This is a genomic window from Magnetospirillum aberrantis SpK, from assembly GCF_011022235.1.
GTDB classification, from domain to species: Bacteria; Pseudomonadota; Alphaproteobacteria; order Rhodospirillales; family Magnetospirillaceae; genus Magnetospirillum; species Magnetospirillum aberrantis.
Genome location: NZ_JAAIYP010000017.1, coordinates 1 through 2872, shown reverse-complemented (window position 1 = coordinate 2872; position 2872 = coordinate 1). Strand labels below are relative to the sequence as shown.

2 protein-coding genes are annotated in these 2872 nt (G+C 65.1%); both read left to right on the top strand.

All coding sequences use genetic code 11. The annotated features are described in order from the left end of the window. The first annotated feature begins 297 nt into the window (after positions 1–297). Positions 298–2241 carry a response regulator gene (locus G4223_RS03615; RefSeq protein ID WP_163675140.1) on the top strand — a complete coding sequence of 648 codons (1944 nt, stop codon included), beginning with the start codon at positions 298–300 and terminating at the stop codon, positions 2239–2241. Beyond that, a complete protein-coding gene (locus G4223_RS03610) occupies positions 2242–2679 on the top strand; it encodes a response regulator (protein ID WP_163675137.1) in 438 nt (145 codons plus the stop codon). It begins immediately after the preceding gene. The last annotated feature ends 193 nt before the right edge of the window (positions 2680–2872 follow it).

The following is a 2872-nucleotide window of genomic DNA, read 5'->3' as shown; positions in this document are numbered from 1 at the left end:
AAAATATCAAGGCCTTAGCCGCATCCCGGCTAAGGCCTTTTTGATTCCGGATACCACATAGCTACCACGCGTGGGTGCATGAACCGCGCCCCTGTTGCCCGTCGGCGGTCCCCTTCGTCGACTGGCAGGAAGTGCGAGCGTTGATCATGTCCGCGCCCATGCGCAGCAGTCAATGAACCGTGGCTTTTGCGTTCACGGGGGCTGCGACACGTATTGCCTTCAGCCTTGCTTAGCTTGAGAGTAGATTGGTAGCTTCGGCCGGTGGTGTGGCTGCGGTCGATAAGCGAGGGCGCAGAGATGGCCTCCGAAGTAAACCGCAAGACGATTCTTGTCGTGGACGACACCCCCGAGAACCTGACCGTGGTGGTCGGGCTGCTGAAGGATTACTATCGCACGCGGGTTGCCACCAATGGAGCCAAGGCCTTGGCTCTGGCCGGTGGCGACGAGCCGCCGGACCTGATCCTGCTCGACGTCATGATGCCGGAGATGGACGGCTACGAGGTATGTCGGCGCCTCAAAGGCGAGCCCGCCACCGCCGCCATTCCCGTGATCTTCGTGAGCGCCAAAAGCGACCCCGAGGCCGAGGCAAGGGGCTTCGAGGTGGGGGCGGTGGACTACATCCACAAGCCGTTCAGCCCGCCCATCATCCGTGCCCGGGTCAAGACCCAGCTCGACCTGCGCGACGCGATCCTGGCCGCCGAGCGGGCGACCCAGGCGAAATCGGCCTTCCTGGCCATGATGAGCCATGAAATCCGCACGCCCATGAATGGCGTGCTCGGTGTGATCGACCTCATGGGCGACACCCTCTTGAACGATGAGCAGCGGTACCTGCTGAAGGTGGCAGGGGAATCCGGCCGGTCCCTGCTGGGGGTGATCAACGAGATACTGGACTTCTCCAAGATCGACGCCGGCCGGATGGAGGTGGAGCGTATCCCGGTTTCGCTTGGTTCGGTGATTGACGGCGTTGCCGCGACCTTGCGCAACGTGGCCGATGCCAAGGATGTGGCTCTGGCCCATACTATCGACCCGGCTCTTCCCGAGTGGATTGTCGGCGATCCCGTTCGGCTTCGGCAGATCCTGTTCAACCTGGTCGGCAATGGCATCAAGTTCACTCCGGCCGGCGGGCGCGTGACGCTTACGGCCTCGGCGGATGAGGGCGGGTGGCTGCGTCTGGAGGTGTCCGACACCGGCATCGGCATGACCGCCGAGCAAATGAGCCACCTGTTCAAGCCGTTTTCCCAGGCCGACATCTCCACCACCCGCCGGTTCGGCGGCACCGGCCTCGGCCTGTCCATCTGCCGCCGTCTGGCCGAACTGATGGGCGGCGAGATCCGGGCGGTGAGCATGCAGGGGCAGGGCGCGACCTTCTCCCTCCTCCTCCCCCTGGAAGCGACCGATGCTCCGATCGAGGCCGACGGCGAGCGGGCGATCCCGGCAGCAATTTGGGGTGGCGCCCTTCCCGCCGACGCCGAGGAGGCATTGGCCCAGGGGCGGCTCGTGCTGGTGGCCGAGGATAACGAGACCAACCGGGACATCCTGCGCCGCCAATTGGCACGTAACGGCCTTCTTGCAGAATTGGCCGCCGACGGCCGGCAGGCCCTGGATGCCTGGCGGCATCGCCGCCATCCGCTGGTCCTGACCGATTGCTACATGCCCGAGATGGGCGGTTTCGAGTTGGCCCGCGCCATCCGGGCGGAAGGTGGGCGCTGTCCGATAGTGGCGGTTACCGCCAGCGTCGCCACCGAGGACATCGAGGCGTGTCGGGCCGCAGGCATGGACGATTGGCTGATCAAGCCGGTGGAGCCCGTCCGGCTGCGGGCCGCGCTGGCCCGTTGGCTGCCCGCCTGGATCGCCGGCGAAGCGCCGCCCCAGTCCGTGCCGTCTCCCGGGCCGGCATCATCGCCGCTGTTCGTGTCGGACGCCCTGGCAGCCATGGTGGGCGAGGATCCCGCCGCCATCGCCGAGGTGCTTCGGGACTTCCTGGCGCCGGCCAAGGGGCTGGCCGCCGAGATCGCGCAGGCACTGGACGGGGATGATCCGGCGGCGGCGGCGCGGGGGGCGCACAAACTCAAATCCTCGGCCCGTGCCGTGGGGGCCGTGGCGCTGGCCGAATGCTGCGCCGGCCTGGAACGGGCGGGCAAGGATGCAGATCGCGCCCGGCTGTCCGCTCTGGGAGCGGAGTTTCCTGCGCTGTTCCAACGCAGTATGGCGGCCATCGCGGACCAAGTGGGGGAGGCGTGAATGGACAGGACCGAGTTCAGGACGTTGAACATCATGGTGGTCGATGACGAGTTGTTCATCCGCAACCTGGTCGCGCGTATGTTGCGGGACCTGAAGGTCGGCGAGGTGCATACGGCCAATGACGGTTCCGACGCGCTTTGCAAACTACAGGAATTGGCGGACAAACTCGACCTGGTGGTGTGCGACCTGGAAATGCCGGGCATGGACGGCTTCGACTTCGTCAAGACGCTACGCCAACTGGGCGACGAAAGACTGGCCTGCCTGCCGGTGCTGATCCTGACCGGGCATGCCGACCAGGAGAACGTGGAGATGGCGGTCAGGCTCGGCATCCACGGCTTCGTGGCCAAGCCTGTTTCATTGGCCGTGCTGGAAGCCCGGCTGGCCAAGGCCCTGAGCGCCCCCGCCATCGATCCGGCCCGACTGGGCCTGCGCCCGTAACAAGCGGCTTTCTCGCCGAAAGCCTTCTGGTATCCTTGGGGCGGGATTGATCTCGTTCATGCCAGTGGGCCGATCCAGACAGATGGTTCATGCCCATGAACCATCTGTCTGGATCGGCCCACAAAATCAACGAATTGTGCACTGATTCATTCCGATGGCCGGTGTACCATCTGAATGAATCAGTGCACTAGGT